14 protein-coding genes are annotated in these 16,019 nt (G+C 40.9%); 6 read left to right on the forward strand and 8 right to left on the reverse strand.

All coding sequences use genetic code 11. The annotated features are described in order from the left end of the window. Window positions 1–156 precede the first annotated feature (156 nt). The 4 genes from V7K32_RS22010 to V7K32_RS22025 all read left to right on the forward strand — a co-directional run bounded on the left by V7K32_RS22010 (window position 157) and on the right by V7K32_RS22025 (window position 3,113). Window positions 157–309 (forward strand): CopG family transcriptional regulator, encoded by a 153-nt coding sequence (locus tag V7K32_RS22010; protein ID WP_334996246.1) that lies wholly within the window; start codon window positions 157–159, stop codon window positions 307–309. A 184-nt stretch (window positions 310–493) separates the two neighbouring features. Continuing rightward, window positions 494–631: a hypothetical protein gene (locus tag V7K32_RS22015; protein WP_334995909.1), complete on the forward strand. Its 138-nt coding sequence runs from the start codon at window positions 494–496 to the stop codon at window positions 629–631. Between the two features lie 428 nt (window positions 632–1,059). Further along, window positions 1,060–1,464, forward strand: coding sequence for a response regulator (locus tag V7K32_RS22020; RefSeq protein WP_229454871.1), 405 nt, complete (start codon window positions 1,060–1,062; stop codon window positions 1,462–1,464). Window positions 1,465–2,132: 668 nt separating this feature from the next. Beyond that, complete coding sequence (locus V7K32_RS22025) at window positions 2,133–3,113, forward strand: aldo/keto reductase (protein WP_334995911.1); 981 nt, start codon at window positions 2,133–2,135, stop codon at window positions 3,111–3,113. 339 nt (window positions 3,114–3,452) lie between these two features. On the opposite strand, the gene V7K32_RS22030 is transcribed toward V7K32_RS22025, so the two are convergent. After that, complete coding sequence (locus V7K32_RS22030; protein ID WP_334995913.1) at window positions 3,453–5,171, reverse strand: PAS domain S-box protein; 1,719 nt, start codon at window positions 5,169–5,171, stop codon at window positions 3,453–3,455. 697 nt (window positions 5,172–5,868) lie between these two features. Here V7K32_RS22030 and V7K32_RS22035 point away from each other — a divergent pair. Then, window positions 5,869–6,120 (forward strand): hypothetical protein, encoded by a 252-nt coding sequence (locus tag V7K32_RS22035; RefSeq protein ID WP_334995915.1) that lies wholly within the window; start codon window positions 5,869–5,871, stop codon window positions 6,118–6,120. 757 nt (window positions 6,121–6,877) lie between these two features. On the opposite strand, the gene V7K32_RS22040 is transcribed toward V7K32_RS22035, so the two are convergent. Beyond that, complete coding sequence (locus V7K32_RS22040; protein WP_334995917.1) at window positions 6,878–7,099, reverse strand: DUF4327 family protein; 222 nt, start codon at window positions 7,097–7,099, stop codon at window positions 6,878–6,880. Window positions 7,100–7,322: 223 nt separating this feature from the next. Here V7K32_RS22040 and V7K32_RS22045 point away from each other — a divergent pair, with 223 nt between their 5' ends. Further along, entirely contained in the window at window positions 7,323–8,555 is a 1,233-nt protein-coding gene (locus tag V7K32_RS22045) for a cysteine desulfurase-like protein (RefSeq protein WP_334995919.1), read from the forward strand. On the opposite strand, the gene V7K32_RS22050 is transcribed toward V7K32_RS22045, so the two are convergent. From V7K32_RS22050 to V7K32_RS22075, 6 genes are all read right to left on the reverse strand, one after another. Next, window positions 8,552–9,790 carry a molybdopterin molybdotransferase MoeA gene (locus V7K32_RS22050; protein WP_334995921.1) on the reverse strand — a complete coding sequence of 413 codons (1,239 nt, stop codon included), beginning with the start codon at window positions 9,788–9,790 and terminating at the stop codon, window positions 8,552–8,554. The two genes, V7K32_RS22045 and V7K32_RS22050, sit on opposite strands and share 4 nt — an antisense overlap. Before the next feature lie 536 nt (window positions 9,791–10,326). Beyond that, window positions 10,327–12,087, reverse strand: coding sequence for a protein kinase domain-containing protein (locus tag V7K32_RS22055; protein ID WP_334995923.1), 1,761 nt, complete (start codon window positions 12,085–12,087; stop codon window positions 10,327–10,329). Window positions 12,088–12,277: 190 nt separating this feature from the next. After that, window positions 12,278–12,466 carry a 30S ribosomal protein S21 gene (gene rpsU, locus V7K32_RS22060; RefSeq protein ID WP_012407716.1) on the reverse strand — a complete coding sequence of 63 codons (189 nt, stop codon included), beginning with the start codon at window positions 12,464–12,466 and terminating at the stop codon, window positions 12,278–12,280. A gap of 117 nt (window positions 12,467–12,583) precedes the next feature. Continuing rightward, the gene (locus V7K32_RS22065) at window positions 12,584–12,910 is read right to left on the reverse strand and encodes an RNA recognition motif domain-containing protein (protein ID WP_334995925.1); all 327 of its coding nucleotides are present in this window, start codon (window positions 12,908–12,910) and stop codon (window positions 12,584–12,586) included. A 557-nt stretch (window positions 12,911–13,467) separates the two neighbouring features. Next, the gene (locus tag V7K32_RS22070) at window positions 13,468–15,096 is read right to left on the reverse strand and encodes a tetratricopeptide repeat protein (protein WP_334995927.1); all 1,629 of its coding nucleotides are present in this window, start codon (window positions 15,094–15,096) and stop codon (window positions 13,468–13,470) included. Between the two features lie 97 nt (window positions 15,097–15,193). Further along, window positions 15,194–15,811, reverse strand: a complete 618-nt coding sequence (locus V7K32_RS22075; RefSeq protein ID WP_334995929.1) for an SMI1/KNR4 family protein — start codon at window positions 15,809–15,811, stop codon at window positions 15,194–15,196. Window positions 15,812–16,019: the final 208 nt, after the last annotated feature.

Here is a 16,019-nt window from a genome sequence, read left to right on the forward strand (position 1 = left end):
TCTAAAATAGACTTTACATAGTTATTATTATTTGGAAAAATATTTTAGTCTACTTCATCATTTCTTGAATTAAAATTCCTTGATAATACCCATGTAGTAACAGATTAAGTGATTGATATTAGAGAAGTAGTTGAGAACTGGAACGTGTCTAATATCATGAATAAAAAATGGGCTGTTAAACGACTTACAATCAATCTCACATCAGGTGAGTCCGAGAAATTAGAAAAATATTGCTCAAGCACTGGCAGACCAGCAACTGATGTAATTCGGGAATTAATTCGCTCTCTTGTGACTGAAGATGAAGAGTAAAAAACCCAAAAGAAAAGTAAATAACACTGGATAAAAACTTAACCAAGAGAAGGATTGAAAGTTTCAATGAGCTTGATGTTAGACAAGACTTGTCACAGATTTCGGCAAATTGGCAACTGATGTTGTGCTGTTGGATCTTCAATGGAGATATCAACAGCGTTAGACAGTGAAGAAGCTGTGGTTTGTGAAACACAGCTTTAACCCTGCATCACTTCTCCCTCTGTATGCCAGTTGTTGTGTGAGTGCTGTTAAACGCCTCTACATGATTGATACAGTACTCACAATTCAGTTCCGGCTCTACAACTGGCTAGAAATCACATAAAAACTACATAGAAGCAGGCTTCTTCGAGAATGAAGCATTATTTGCGTTTTGGAGTACAAAGCGATCGCATTATCGCACCCTCTGGCCCAATAGACATCTCCGGAAATTAAATATCTGCAAAATGAAACCCTTGTAGAGACGCGAAATTTCGCGTCTCTACAATCTTTTTCGGAGATGTCTAATAGCGTAGTCAATCGCCCAACTATCTAACTTCTCAAGAATATCGAAAGCCGTGTGTTTATCAACTTGTAAATCACAGAGGACTGCGATCGCATAAATTATAGCGGTTCTCGTTTACCTGAGGGACACCCTACACTTCGTGATATAATCTTGTACCACATCTGAAAAGGTCATTTTGAGGGTTTCTCAACCCCTGATTTTATAATTAGCAGGTAAAAGTCACAGAAAGTTATTATAAAATGACATTTATGGAACCTTCTGGAACTCTTGCTGGTTTAGATATTCTGGTAGTTGAGGATGATGATGATACTCGCTTCTTCATCACTACTGTCTTGGAAATGGATGGAGCAAAAGTTATAGCAGTAATATCAGCAGATGCGGCACGCAAAGTTTTATCTGAATTGCAACCCGATGTTTTAATTTCTGATATTGGGCTACCTGGGGAGGATGGCTACACTTTCATCCGCAAAATTCGTGCGCTCAAACCAAAGAATGGTGGACGAGTCCCGGCTATTGCTTTAACAGCCTTTGCTGATAGTGAGGATCGTATCCGGGCCTTGGAAGGTGGCTTTAACACTCATGTATCTAAACCGATTGATCCTGAAGAACTAGTTGAGATAGTGGCTAGTTTGGTTGGTTCTTGTAATTGGTAATAGGACTTACGCACAGGTAACGGAAAATTGAACCTTATTAGCCACAGAGAAGCCAGTGCGCCCTTGCGGTTAAGAGACTTTTCCCTTGCGCGTCTCCCCTTGGGAGAAGCAACTGGCACGACACGGAGGAATAATTTGAGAAGTATTTTGCGTAACTCCTGGGTAATTATAAAGCCTCGTAGGCGATCGCTCTCTTGAAGTGACAGCATTGTATCGAATAATCGATTTATTTGCCGTTGCATGGTTTCTACTTCTCTAAAAGGTTACCAAGGAATTAAAGCCATTTTTTCCTCAATTTACTTAATTAGATTACATCTTAAAAGCTTGGTTTATGCCTACTAAAAAAAATATTTTTCTGCAATAATTTCTATCCAATGGTTTGAAGCTCTGTGAACAATTACTGCATTTTTTAGATCCAAATAAAATTATCAAGAAAACCAACAGTAGCTAAATTGCTTATAGCGTTTCCTAATCACGTAAGGTACATCGTAGCCCCCTCTTCGCAAGCGAAGAGGGGGTTGGGGGTGGGGTTCTTGTACTTCACTCAACTGAGAAATGCTATAAAATACTACTAAAGAGCTAAGACGGATTCCTGTAATTTAGGTAAGATTTTCTTATTTGTTTTAATACTGATGTTTATATAAGACTTAATAGCTAGGAGATTTTCAATGAATTCTAGAAAGTTAGGCAAACAAGGACTGGAAGTTTCACAACTGGGACTTGGTTGTATGGGAATGTCGGAGTTTTACAGTGGTCGTGATGAATCGGAAGCGATCGCCACTATCCATCGTGCTTTGGATCTTGGAGTCAATTTTCTCGATACTGCTGATATGTATGGGCCTTTCACTAATGAGCAATTAGTAGGTAGAGCAATTAAGGATCGTCGAGAGCAAGTAGTATTAGCAACCAAGTTTGGTAATGTTCGTACCGAAGAAGGTGGTTGGAAAGGAGTTAATGGCAGTCCCGAATATGTCCAAACAGCTTGTGATGCTTCACTTAAACGTTTGGGAGTAGAGGTTATTGACCTGTACTATCAACATCGAGTTGATCCAAAGGTGCCAATCGAAGATACTGTAGGGGCAATGGCTCAGTTAGTACAGGCTGGTAAAGTGCGGTATTTAGGGCTGTCGGAAGCTGCTCCGGCGACAATTCGGCGGGCTGTGGCAGTTCATCCAATTACCGCGCTACAAACAGAGTATTCTTTATGGAGCCGCGATCCAGAAGATGAAATTTTACCTACTATCCGAGAACTAGGAATTGGTTTTGTTGCTTATAGTCCTCTTGGTCGTGGGTTTTTATCGGGAGCTATCACCCGTCCTGAAGACCTTGCAGCAGATGATTTCCGGAGAAATCATCCCCGTTTTCAGGGCGAGAATTTCTCTAAAAACCTGCAACTAGTTGAAAAAGTCAAGGAAATCGCTGAAGAAAAAAAAGTCACACCTAGCCAACTTGCTTTGGCTTGGCTACTGGCTCAAGGTGAAGATATTGTGCCGATTCCTGGTACAAAGCGGCGCACTTATTTAGAAGAGAATATCGCCGCAACTGAGATTGTTCTAACTAAAGATGACCTCAGTCGGATTGAAGCAATAGCAGTAAAGGGGATTACCGCAGGCGATCGCTACCCTGATATGAGTACTGTTAATCGCTAAGGAAGATCCAAAAAATAAAACTTTCTTCCCTTTCAAAGATATTGTTGCCAAAACCAGGATATTTTGCAGCTTTCGCCCCCGTAATATCGTGTCCGGGTAATTAGTTATGATTCCCACAGTCATTTCTCCCCACCCCAAAGCATCGGGGAGGGGAGACGAAGCGTAGCTTTGGCGGGGTGAGGTTCTTGGAGTTTAGTAAGTAATCAAGGGGACATTATATAATATCGTGTCCGGTTAAAGACTTATGATTAAGACTGCAAGGGGGCAGTCTTGCTGGGGGAAAGAGGGTTTTCCAATTTTTGCACAGATGTAGTAAGGGACTGACAAATAAAAAAATAATCAATCGTTTTGGTAAGCAGGGGGAGCAGGGGGAGAAGAAATCGGATAGTCGTATTGGATAGAGGAATTGAGTAATTTAATTTTTGGAAATCCCTTATCGGATTTCGTAACTTCTCCAAGTTGGCGTTCGTGTAGCGCTGCTTGCTGTTCGGTAATATCTCTGCCTACTGCTTGGATTTCAACAAGCTCTCCTTTGTCATTACGAATTGCGATCGCATTCCATTGAAACCACCGGATACCATTGACTGTAAATGCACGTCGCTGACGATTAGTCAAGGGATAGGATGAAGATCCTAAAGCTGCCATATCTTCCATCACTTCAGACAAGTCATCTGGATGAAGAAACTGGAAAAATGACTGACCACAAAACTCATCTTCTTTGCAACCGAAGGTTTGACAAGCAACCGCATTGGCAAAGCTAATCTGCCCTTGCAAATTAGTGCGGATAATTATGTCAATTTGGCTTTCCACGAGTTGGCGATAGAGGTTTTCGCTCTGCTGTAATACAACTTCTGTGCGTTGGCGTTCGGTAATTTCTTGTTGCAACAGAACATTGGACATAAGAAGTTCTGCTGTCCGTTTTGCCACTCGTTGTTCTAACTCTTCGTTAGCTTGACGCAGTGATTCCTTTGGCTGTTGGCGATTGCTAATATCGCAGAGTAACCATCGCCAACCAACTTGCTTACCCTCAAAATCGTACATGCCAGCCGCTCTAATGCTAGCCGCAAAAGCTTTACCTCCCCGTGGTTTTAGGTAAATTTCCCACTCCTGTTCCTGCTGTGAATTATTTAGTCGGGTGTTAAAAGTCTGCCGATCTTGGTGAGCAATAAATATACTTAATGGTTTGTTCACTAAATATTTTTGGCGGACAGCCAGCAAGATTGCTGTTGCTCGGTTAGCCTCTTGGATAATACCTGCTGTATCAGTTACCAAGTAACCATCTGGAGCGAACTCAAATAAATCTTGGTAACGCTGGCGCTCCAATTCTACTAGCTCATGGGCAACGGCCAACTCTTCATTTTGCTCGCGCAGTTCTTCTTCTACAACCTGGAGTTCTTCGAGGGCTAGCTGAAGTTCTTGATTAACTTGCATAATTTCAGCCGACTGTGCCTCAACCCATAGTTTTAAGTTATTTTGAGTTTGGTAGCGGATTTGTTCTATCTCTGTGTGCTGATTAACCTGCCTGAATTCATCTTTGGGTTTTTGTAAATATTGCTGCAACCCTTCAACGACGCCAACCATTTTTACTAGGTCAAAGGCTTGTAGTAAGCTACTCTCAGTGATAATTCCTTGCAATTGTCCGCGATCGTCCAAAACTGGCAAATAATGAGTCTGATGCTGACGCAATAACGATAAAGCAATGAAAATATCCTGAGAATCTGATTGTATAAGTGTAACCACTGGCTGCGTCATCACTTGTGCGATCGTCACCGTGGATAAGTCTATTCCAGAAGCTATAAGCCTAAGTACATCTTTTTCAGTAAAAATGCCTAATAAATTTCCTCCCTCCATAACCAACACACAACCAGTTAATGGTTGATTTACTGGGTTTAAATCTAATGAATAATTTAAGTTGCTAGGTACATAATTACTACATATTTTCTGGTTCATCAAGACAATAGCTTCGACTACAAAACTATCAGGGTTAATCGTTAAGGGAGAACGGTTAATAACATGATTTAAGCTAGGTAAGTTTATTAGCTGATCGTTGAATCGCATGGTTTATTTGTCAAATCTAATAATCTTTTTGATATCAAAATTAACTAGCAGAAGCTAGCGAAAGCCAGAGGAAGTAAACTGTTGAAAATCAGTAATTATACTGTTCCAAGTTTAACTCAATTATCAAGGAAGTAACTTGACAGTGAAACCTGTAAATAAATGCCTAATTAAAACCCCCGTTACAAAACGTAATTGCGTTATGGTAGCGGAAACCCTTCTCTACGATACGCTGTTCGCGTTCGGGATAGCAAGGCTATAAGCGAGTCCGCGATTGTCAGCCCCAACTCTTGGAGATGAATTTGCCTTTGGGGAAGTCACGCATTCACCCATTCAAAAATTTACCAAGCCCATACTTCGACTCCCTTCGACTACGCCCAGGACAGGCTTAAGACAGGCTTAGAGCAAGTCTGCTCAGTAACCATAAATAAATTTACTTGCTCTGAGTCAACGGATGTAGTATTTATTGCACTACGTGTCTCAAAATACATTTTTTTATTTTCCATAAATAAATTTAGTTGCTCTGCACCTTTTTATTTCTGGTCATTGCGAATTGCGAATTATTTAAATTTCCTCACAAGTTCCTCATATTTAAATACTATAGTAAAAATATAAACACATCGTTTTAAATACCTCCGGGCTTGTCAACTAGCTACCCTCATTTGCAATAAAACTTTTATTAACAGGATTTGAGAAAAATATGAATTACTGTCCTTGCTGTTCAAGTTTACTTTTAGAACATGTACGCGGTGCAGAAAGTTACTGGTTTTGTCGCCACTGCTGGCAAGAAATGCCAGTTTATAATCTGAACGAATCCAGTTCATTCACCGAGGCTGTCAAGGGAAAACTATCTAGAAAACCTCAACAAGAAAAACGTAGAAATACTACTGTTTACGCAAGCCAATGGCAATCTATCACCGAATGGATAAGGCTACAAGAATTGTCTCCCTAATCCTAAGTGACTGAAATTGGTTTAGGAGAACTCCAAGAAATAAATTATCCAATTTTGTGGGGTGGGCGACACCTGACAATTCAGGTCATCTGAAAAACTTCACTTTTATTTCTCTCTTCCTTTAATAAGGAGCGACTACGCCATTGAAGCAAAGCCCGACAGCCAAGCACGTGGCGTCAGAGACTTTAAATTTTCACCCTTAGAGTGTCGGGAAGGGGGTTAGGTGAATCGTTACCTTTTCCACATAAGGGACTTCCAAGAAATAAATTATTCAAATAAACGAACCACTTCAGACACAGAGAACGCAGAGAGAGAAGAAATAGAGAGAGTTTTTGCCTCAGTTTTGGAACATTTTTTTATTTGGAAGTTTCTAACGTGAAAAATTAGACCTACGTAGAAATTGAGTTTAAGGCTTAACGGGACTCAATACTGCGTAGGTTTTGAAGATTTGTAGGTTGGGTTGAACTTAAGTGTTACCCAAAAAAGTCTTAAAAATGTTGGGTTACCCTGCCTTAAGCCCCTTTGGGTCTACGTTCCTCAAACGCCACTTCACTCAACTCTTTGACCCCCCGCACATGAGTGGCTCCCCAACCTACACCAGAGTGATTTTTTAGGCAAAACCTACGCAGTATTGTAACTGAACTGTATTGGTTTATAACCCCCAACTTAATTCGAGAGTTTTTAGTGTTTAAAAATGAATTTATAATTTTAATTTTATGGAGATGCGGCTAATAAGATTTAGCTTCTAAATGCAGGCTTAATCGTCTTCCCATGATTCGTGATTCAGGAGGTCAATAATTCTATCTCTAAGCAGAAATTCGTTTTTTTCTAACTCCAGTTCAAAATTAACCCACTCACAATGAGGAATATATTTACAGAGAGTATAAATTGATTGCTGACGGTTAACAAGTCTTTTTTTAACAAGTTGAAGTGCTTCTTCCTTAATCACCTCAATGTAGTATTTAACTGTAGTGTTCATAGCTTGTTCCTTTATTTTCAATCAAGGAATTAAAAGTCAAAGCAACTATTGTTTTGACTCTCCCTTAAACTTATCAAATAAAATTGGCGAGAATTGTGAAGAATTAAGAACTCTAGCACAACAAGCTGTAAACACTAAGAGAGGATGTAGATGCTCTCCGTGCGACTTGCCAAAAGGTAAGCTAGGGTAAAGAATAAAGAACATTCTCCAAAAAACTTATACTATGATTTTGAATCTTGATAAAGTTCGCCAATATTTTCCCGCCCTAGCTGGTGAATGGACTTTTTTTGATAATGCTGGGGGTTCACAAACCCTGAAAAAAGTAGTAGATAGAATTAGCGAATTCCTCCTAAGTTCTAATGTCCAGTTGGGAGCTTCTTATGCAGTTTCTGAACTTGCAGGAGAACGATTGGCTTCAGCAACTAGGGGAATGGCTACTTTGATTAACGCCAATTCTTATAAAGAAGTGGTTATGGGACCATCTACTACAATGATGTTGAAAGTTCTTTCTATTTGCCTTGGTCAAACTTTTACGCCTGGTGATGAAATTATTGTGACTAATTGTGACCATGAGTCCAATATTGGTGCTTGGATGGCTCTGGAAAAACAAGGAATGAAGGTTAAAGTGTGGCAAATTCGCCCAGATACCTTGGAACTTCATTTAGCAGATTTAGAACCATTGATGAGTCAGCGGACAAAACTAGTAGCTTTGACTCATGCTTCTAATGTTCTAGGAACCATCAATCCTATCAAAGAAATTGCTGCATTTGTACACGATCGCAACGCGATGATTTGTGTAGATGGTGTAGCTTATGCACCCCACAGGTTAGTTGATGTCCAAGATTTAGATGTTGATTTCTATACTTTGAGTTGTTATAAAGTTTACGGGCCACATCATGCTTTACTTTATGGCAAAGAAGAACATTTATTAAGATTACCTGGTCTTAACCATTATTTTATTGAGCAGACAGATATACCTTATAAATTTCAGTTAGGGAATGTAAATTTTGAATTAAGTTATGGCATGTTGGGGTTATGCGATTATCTAAGTGAATTAGCACAACTACACTACGGCGATCAAACTGCACCTGATTTGAGAAATCAAATGGTACAGGCGTTTGATTTAATTAGCATACATGAAGAACAGATTAGCGATCGCCTCCTAAATTACCTCAACAGTAAGTCTAATGTGCGAGTAATTGGTCAATCAAAAGCTAACCGTAAATTCCGTGTGCCAACTATATCTTTTGTAGTAGATGGAATGAATAGCTCAACCATTCCAAAAAAAATTGACCAAGATAATATTGCGATTCGTTACGGAGACTTTTATGCTAAACGGCTGATTGAATACCTGGGTTTAGCCTCGCAAAGTGGAATAATCCGGGTGAGTATGGTGCATTACAACACCATTGAGGAAGTTAACAGTTTGATTGAGGCTTTTGAACAGGTATTTTAACCGTTATTAAACAGCAAAACTTGCACCTCTTCTTGTGGGTAAATTAATGTTTTACCCACCGGGAGAACAGCTAAAGCATTGGTTTGAGTTAAATTAATTAAATTGCCAGAACTTTGACTACCATCAGCTTGATGAAATTCGTAAACTCCATCAATTAAATGCAATTTACCCCAAAGGTAAGTTTCGCGCTTCCCGTTCGATCGCAACTCATAATGCGATCGCACTTTCAAAAACACTGGTTCCCAACATAAAGTAATTCCCGAAAGTTTCTTGATTGCTGGTAGCACAAACCGCCAAAATGTCACCAACGCAGCAGCAGGGTTTCCTGGTAAACCAAAGTAGAGTGGGGAGTGGGGAGTGGGGAGTGTGGCGACGGTGAGGGGTTTTCCTGGCCTCATTTCCACAGAGCGAATGTGGATTTTTGCTTTTAGTGACTCTAGAATTTTATCAACATAGTCATAATCTCCTACTGAGACACCACCAGAAGAGAGAACTATATCAGCGATCGCAACAGCATGGGCAATAACTTTCTCCAAAGCAACTGGATCATCTTTGACTATGCCTAAAAGTATTGGTTCTGCGCCACTTTGTCTTACTAAAGCTGCTAGTGCATACTGATTAGAATCCACAATTTGCCCCGGTTGCAACGGTTGATCGAGTGTCATCAATTCATCACCAGTCGAAAAAATGGCCACACGCGGACGGCGGTAAACACTTAATTGCGGACATTGTACTGCTGCCAATACGGCAATTTCTGGAGCATTTAACTTAATTCCTGCTGGTAGTAACTGTGTTCCAGATTGATAAAAAGATCCTTTGTGTCTGACAAATTCTTGCGGTTTTGGCGCATCCAGGATAAATACACGGTTTTCCTCGCGGCGTGTCTTTTCTTGCATGACTACAGTATCCGCACCTGCTGGAATCACCGCACCTGTGAAAATCCGTGCGGCTTGCCCTGGTTGAATTGTAGACTTGGGCTGATACCCAGCCGGAATATCTTCAACAATTTCTAAAACGGCTGGGTTTTCGCTACTATGCTGTACATCTTCGTAGCGAACTGCGTAGCCATCCATTGCCGAATTATCCCAATGGGGAAAATCTAGCGGACTGGTGACAGGTACTGCCAAAATCCGACTATCTGCTACTAATAAATCGACAACTTCTGTATCACGCTGACGATCTAACGGTTGTACTAAATTTAAAATAATTGCTTGTGCATCGCTGACTGATACCATAGCGATCGCCTCCGATTTTAGATTTTAGATTTTAGATTTTAAATTATGGATTTTAAAATTCAGTTTCTACAACAATACAATATTTCTCAAAAACAGACCGAACCGCATTAGTTTCATATCCCGCCTCGGAATAAATTCCGTAGCTTAAATCCACGCTTAGTAAACTCAACGAACAATTTAGTCCACAAAGCGTGGACTTCAGCTAAAAGCCAAAGAACTTTAGTTCTGGGCGGGATGTCGGTGAGAGGGTGAGGTTTTTGGGTAATCGCATTTAGGGACTGACAAATAAAAAAATGTTCCAAAACTGACGCAAAAACTCTCTCTATTTCTTCTCTCTGCGTTCTCTGTGTCTAATAAGGTTCGTTTATTGTAGGACTTACGCAAAATCAGGATAAAACGAACCGCAAAGTCCGCAAAGGACACAAAGGAATAAAAGTTTTAAAGGGTTCTTGCGTAAGTCCTGTATTGGAATAATTTATTTCTTGGAAGTCTCTTATGTACACCACCGTAGCCTAAAAGGGGATCTCCTGCGTTCTTCATCGCCACCCTAAAAACCGCAATCCAGGGACAATTAGGTAGTAACTCACTCCTAACCAGAAGCTAATAAAGACGCCTACAGAACCAAAAAAAATCAGAGGTAACTGTAACTCTGACCAGGCTGGTTGACTAGAGAATTGGAAAATCGGAGGCGCTAACCTGAAAAGAATCAAAACTGCATAGGCGATCGCACTCCCAAAGGCAGCGAAGACAGCGTACACTATGTGATGGCTGCGGAGTCCTAAACTTAAGGTAAGTAGGCAAACTGCCACTAAAATTACTGCCACTAAACCCTCACCGCTATCTTTGGGTGTCATTAATTGCAAAATCAACCAGCCGAAGCCATAGCTAATCATCCCCATCAGCGAGGCTACTAAAAAGCGCCGATGTTGACCAAAACACCCGGATACTGTCAGTCCCCAAGCGGTTCCCCAGCCGGCGGTGACGAATACCAAAATATCTGCCCCCAAGAGGGGTTGAGTATTTGGTACTAATTGGTTTTGCTGATTCCAAATAAATTCCACAACCTGACGACCCAAGCTGGTGTGATATGCCAAAATAAAACCTGCGATCGCACCAAAACAAGCGCCAACATAAGCCAAAATCATCGCCCAAATCGTCGCCAAACAAGCTAAGAAAATTTTAATAATTGTCTGAACGATAAAAATAACGGTTTTAGTTACAGCTTGGCTAAAATTAGCTAAAACTTGTTCAATAGCTTGTATTAGCTGGGTAAATCTTTGGTAAACTTGCGTTGAGACTTGTTTAATGTTGTCTCGCAGTTGGGCAAATAATCCTGATGGCGGTAATGGTTGAGAAATCTTCGCCAAACGTTTTTGAATTATAGCTGCATTTGCTGGACGCGATCGCACATCCTCCTGCACCATCTCATCCAGCAAAGAAGCTAATTGGGGGTTGACATTTACCGTAGTTCGCCAACGCAATTTCCCCGTTTGCTGATCTTCCAATTCTAGCGGGTACTTGCCTGTTAGTAGTTCAATCACCGTTCGACCAAGGGCATAAAAATCGGCACTTGGCCCGACAATCCCTCCGATCACTTGTTCTGGTGGACTGTACCCAGAAGAAAATAATCGGGTGGAACTAGACTGAGAACGCAGCTTAGAGGCGCTAAATTGTTTCGCCCCGCCAAAATCAATTAATACTAAGCGATCGCCCCCTGTTTGCCCTTGAGACGCGTTTAAAGATGGCGAAGAACTGCCTAGCATTAAATTAGAAGGTTTGATATCCCGGTGAAGAATCTGACGTTTGTGTAATTCTTGTAAAATCTGTACAGTTTGGGCAAACCAGTCTAAAACCAAATTCTCTGGACATCCTTGGGGAAACTTTTTTAATATCTCCTCTAAAGTCTGCCCATTGATTTTTTCCATTACCAGACAAGGTAGTTGGTGCGGTTTGGGGTTAAACAGTTGTACCTGAAAATACCCTTCGGCATCGACTCTGGGGACACCTGCATGGTGCAAACTAGATAAAACCGCCGCCTCTTGGGTAAATAACTCCAGTGCCTTTGGTGAATCTTCGACCAACACCTTCAGCACTTTCTCTGTTTGAGTTTTTTCATCCCAAACCGTGTAAATTTGAGCAAATCCTCCCGACCCCAAAGCCTGAAGTGGAACATAGCGGTCTAACAGTTGTAGTGGTGCGCCACAACTGTTGCAAAATTTGTTTCCCCAAGGCTGAGGATAAGGACGTTGACAATCAGGATTTATACAGTGAACCGCCCTCTGAGTGATGTGGGACACAACCGCTACAATACAAAGGCTGACTTGATTTTAGCGTTTCTTTAGGTTTCCTGATTTTAAAATAGGCAAAAGGAAAACCCTCATAGATTCTATGAAGGCATTCATTTATATCTATTTCAGATGCTAGGGGCATGTCTTTGCCATGCCACTAGGAGAAATCTATACACATCAGGATTTTCGTGAATTGTTATTAGTTACGAAAACTTCTCTTACTCTGCCTGTGCTTGGCAACTTCTTTGCGCTTGCGTTTTTCTAGGGGTGTTTCAAAATGACGATGCTTTCTCATGTCTGGAAAAATTCCAGCCTTAGAAACTTCTCGCTTAAATCGCCGTAAGGCTGACTCAATGTGTTCATTGTCACCTACGATTACTTGGGTCATTATTTCTCCTAACTAAGTTGACTTCATCAATGGCTATGGAAACAGTAACATTACAAAAAAAAGACAGACACCTTGTCTGACCTTAAGACTCTAGGTAAATTTTTTTTGTTTCCAACCTTAGTAGCGGTTGCGTCCACCACCGCCGCCGCCGCCGTATCCTCCTCTACCACCACCACCAAAGGAACCTCTGTCTCCTCTATCTTCTTTAGGTTTAGCCTTATTTACCTTCAGGTCACGACCCATCCACTCAGCACCATCGAGAGCTTCTATGGCAGCTGCTTCTTCAGCTTCGGTTCCCATTTCCACAAAAGCAAAGCCGCGTGGACGACCTGTTTCACGGTCAGTAGGTACTTGAACCCGTTTTACAGTACCATATTCTGCAAAAATACCACTTAAATCTTCTTGTGTAACGTCATAAGAGAGGTTACCTACATAAATTGACATCGATTCTCTCCAAAATCATCACTGTGTAGAGATTTTAATTTCTCTGAGTAGTCTGTAAATACTAAAAGGAAAAAGCCTTTCAATACTAAAATCAAAGACATCACCAAATTAACTCTCTTAATCTAGGATGACATACGAGCCAACTCTCTGCATCCAGTAGATAATTAACTAGTGATGCGATCGCACTTAGGCGATCGCCTGCCCCCACTTCCCATAACAGCCCACCGCAAAAAAGGGTTGAAAATGGAAGAAGATAAATCCTGTAGGGTGATAAAGGAAATCAGACATGCAGGGGCGCATCTTTAATATCCGAATTGAACGTTTGACTGTATTAACCAAAAGTATTACTCCCAAATTTTAATATGAAAGGCAAAGTCAGGCAACAAATAAAGGGTATAGCAATCCTAATTTGAGTTAGAAAAATTATCTAATCGCTTTCTGGTGCATCGCTTTTAGGACAAGGGAGCAGGCTTGCCGTGAGCGTAGCCGAACGGGAGCAGGGGGAGAAAAAGTGGTTTTGATTCCAAAAATTGGATAATTTATTTTTTGGCGTTCCCTCAATACATGTTCGCTATAGCAAGTTGCTTATCATCACCTTTCCAAGCTGTTTTCAATTCGGCTTTGACAAGTTGAGCGGCCTTATCTTTGCCCAGTGCTTGCAAACTTGCCTGCAAGCCAAATAGAGAACGCCCATTATGGGGATACTTTTTTAGATCAGCACGAAAGACTTTCTCAGCCTCTTTATAGTCACCTTTAGCCAAAAGCACAGCGCCCAAAGATTCCCGCGTGGGAAAGTACCAGTCTGGTGGTTCCACGTAATCAAGGGTATCTTCTACTGCCACTGCTTTTTCTAACAATAAAATTGCAGATTCATAATCATGCTTTTCTTTAGCAATTTTGGCGTCTAGAACTTTTGAGGCAATGTCTAAAATGCGACTGGCGGGACTGAAGCCAATGGTTGCTTCGGTAGAAATTCCCTGTTTGGCGGCAACTAATGCCTGACTTTCACTTGCTGCATCTTCAGGTTTGCCTGTGGCTGTGCAAGCCATGCCGCGAGCAAAATGCCAAAGGGCTGTGGTAGTAGGCAATTTAGCATCGGGGACGGGAGTTTTTAAGATGGCATCCCAATCGCTAAAGCGTGTCTGAATCAGCATTTTGCTGCCCAGGAATCCCTCAAGCATTGGTGCATACGGGTCAATGGCAGTAGCATTGGCAACTAACGTCTCTGCGGCTTGGAGAGCATCTTTATATTTTCCTGCCATGCTGCTGGCCACCATGAGAAAATATACGTTGTGGTTGTAGTACATCATCGGGTAAGTACCCTGGACAAGATATTTTTTGATGTAAATATCATCTTGAGCGATCGCCTGCTTGTTTGCCTGCATTGCCCCTTCATAATCTCCCACACGAAAATAAATATGACTTGGCATGTGTACTAAGTGTCCCGCCGTTGGTGCTAGGGTTTCTAGTCGTTTGGCACTCACAAGGGCCTGTTCTGGGAAAGGTGAGGCTTCCATTGCATGAATATAGTAATGATTAGCCCCGGTATGATTCGGGTTACGTTTGAGAACAGATTCTAAAATAGCCACAATTTCTTCTGTATCTGGCTGTGGCTTGCCATCTTTAGTCCAGTGCTGCCAAGGATGCAGATCCATCAAGCTTTCAGCGTAAAGCGTCGCCGCATCGAAATCATCAGGATAGCGCTTAACTAGGGTTGCCATTGCTTTTGTGTAGTCAAGCGCTAGTTTATACAAGTCTGCATCAGGATTTTGAGAGTAACGTTTTGCTAAGGCGGTAATATAGTCTCGTTCTTGGGCAGATGCTTGGGTGGAAAGTGCTAAAGCTTGCTGTATTGCTTGGTAAGCAGCTAATTCTCGGTTGGGGTCGATTGCTAAGTTAATATTAGGGCCTAGAGCTAGAGCAATACCCCAATATGCGATCGCTAAATGCGGATCGAGTTTGGCACTGTGTTGAAAAGAACGCACCGCCTCATCATGATTGAAAGCGTAAATTAAATTTAATCCCTGATCGAAAAACTCTTGTGCTTGGGGATTAGAAGTAGAAACTGGATGGTGGATTGTCCCAAGTCCAGATATTAAAGTATAGGGCTGTCTTGGTTGAGCGATCGCCGCACTAGGAGCGACTAAATAGAGTATAAGCACCCAAATTATAAATAAGTACTTCATTATTCTTTTTATTCAAGCTCTTTTTTTATTAATATTTAAATATCACAGTTTCTCTAAGGAAGCAATTTGTTTTTATACAGCTTCATATTTCCTGTAATTATGAGTTATATTTTCGATATATCTCTTTTTCAAGTTCCAGCTTTTCTTCATCTATTCGGATTATCATGTCATCTTCTTCTCCATCTTGATCTGGTATAAGTTGATACAAGGTAAACTCACAACACTCTGCAATTACAGATATCATACTGATGAGATTTTTATAGACTCTTACTGAATCCTCAAGGCAATCAACATCCCAAAGATAAACCGGAGATGGATCGAGATCGCCAACTACATAAAGCATTTTTTTACTTTCATATGCAGCAATAGGAAACCATTTTTGGTTCCAATATTCATCACTAGTAGCTTCTCGTAGAGTTTTGTAAATATCAACTGAATCTTGCAAGGAACAAAAAGAACAAATGACATCGGCTCTTAATTGCTCAGGAAACAAAAAATAGAGTGGTAGATAGCCATTGTTATAACCAAGATCGGCGGTTCCATTGCGCCATTGATAAAGTTCGTATATTTCTTCGGATAACCTGAATGGTAAATCCTTAGTAATTTCGTCAATCTGCTGGCGAGTTAAACCTGGATTGTAACAATCAAAGAAATCAAGATTGGTAGATTTTAACCAATTCAAAATATATTGAAGTTCATCCGTAAGTTCAGACATTTAACTAACCTCATTTAGTGATTAAAGACGAAAAAATTTTGAATCATCTCGTCTAATTTACCCAAAATTGAGTACACGGACTCGCTAATACTGAACTATCTACCACCAAGTTGGAAGCCTCCGCACCCCAGGGCTATTTCATTCTCATCTACCTGGCCTTAGAATAAATTCTGAGGCTAATAGCACTCATTCGTTTAAAGACGACTAA

Origin of the sequence: Nostoc sp. (assembly GCF_036917635.1) — a bacterium.
In the GTDB taxonomy this organism is placed as follows: domain Bacteria; phylum Cyanobacteriota; class Cyanobacteriia; order Cyanobacteriales; family Nostocaceae; genus Nostoc.

Bases quoted from the DNA above. Each gene is read 5' to 3' on its own strand.
- V7K32_RS22010 (WP_334996246.1), top strand. From the start codon at position 157: ATGAATAAAAAATGGGCTGTTAAACGACTTACAATCAATCTCACATCA.
- V7K32_RS22020 (WP_229454871.1), top strand. From the start codon at position 1,060: ATGGAACCTTCTGGAACTCTTGCTGGTTTAGATATTCTGGTAGTTGAG.
- V7K32_RS22025 (WP_334995911.1), top strand. From the start codon at position 2,133: ATGAATTCTAGAAAGTTAGGCAAACAAGGACTGGAAGTTTCACAACTG.
- V7K32_RS22030 (WP_334995913.1), bottom strand. From the start codon at position 5,171: ATGCGATTCAACGATCAGCTAATAAACTTACCTAGCTTAAATCATGTT.
- V7K32_RS22035 (WP_334995915.1), top strand. From the start codon at position 5,869: ATGAATTACTGTCCTTGCTGTTCAAGTTTACTTTTAGAACATGTACGC.
- V7K32_RS22040 (WP_334995917.1), bottom strand. From the start codon at position 7,099: ATGAACACTACAGTTAAATACTACATTGAGGTGATTAAGGAAGAAGCA.
- V7K32_RS22045 (WP_334995919.1), top strand. From the start codon at position 7,323: ATGATTTTGAATCTTGATAAAGTTCGCCAATATTTTCCCGCCCTAGCT.
- V7K32_RS22050 (WP_334995921.1), bottom strand. From the start codon at position 9,790: ATGGTATCAGTCAGCGATGCACAAGCAATTATTTTAAATTTAGTACAA.
- rpsU (WP_012407716.1), bottom strand. From the start codon at position 12,466: ATGACCCAAGTAATCGTAGGTGACAATGAACACATTGAGTCAGCCTTA.
- V7K32_RS22065 (WP_334995925.1), bottom strand. From the start codon at position 12,910: ATGTCAATTTATGTAGGTAACCTCTCTTATGACGTTACACAAGAAGAT.
- V7K32_RS22070 (WP_334995927.1), bottom strand. From the start codon at position 15,096: ATGAAGTACTTATTTATAATTTGGGTGCTTATACTCTATTTAGTCGCT.
- V7K32_RS22075 (WP_334995929.1), bottom strand. From the start codon at position 15,811: ATGTCTGAACTTACGGATGAACTTCAATATATTTTGAATTGGTTAAAA.